This is a genomic window from Burkholderia sp. LMU1-1-1.1 (assembly GCF_040675865.1).
GTDB lineage: Bacteria > Pseudomonadota > Gammaproteobacteria > Burkholderiales > Burkholderiaceae_D > Rugamonas.
Genome location: NZ_JBEGHG010000051.1, coordinates 1 through 347 on the forward strand (window position 1 = coordinate 1; position 347 = coordinate 347).

Genomic DNA, 347 nt, shown 5'->3' on the forward strand with positions numbered 1-347 from the left:
TCTCGTCCCACTCCCTTGAATTACGCGCCCGGATTTGCCTAAGCGCCTTCTATGAAGCAGCAACCAACTATTCCAACAGTTGGACAACCTTCCGCGATCCGTCCCCCCATCGCATCATACGACGGTGCAGGAATATTAACCTGCTTCCCATCAGCTACGCATCTCTGCCTCGCCTTAGGGGCCGACTCACCCTGCTCCGATGAACGTTGAACAGGAAACCTTGGGCTTACGGCGTGGGGGCTTTTCACCCCCATTATCGCTACTCATGTCAGCATTCGCACTTCTGATACCTCCAGCATCCTTTACAAGACACCTTCGCAGGCTTACAGAACGCTCTCCTACCATAT

1 rRNA gene is annotated in these 347 nt (G+C 53.6%); it reads right to left on the reverse strand.

Features of this window, described 5'->3' with window-relative positions:
- Positions 1–347 (reverse strand): 23S ribosomal RNA (locus MRBLMU1_RS25510); the annotation flags it as partial.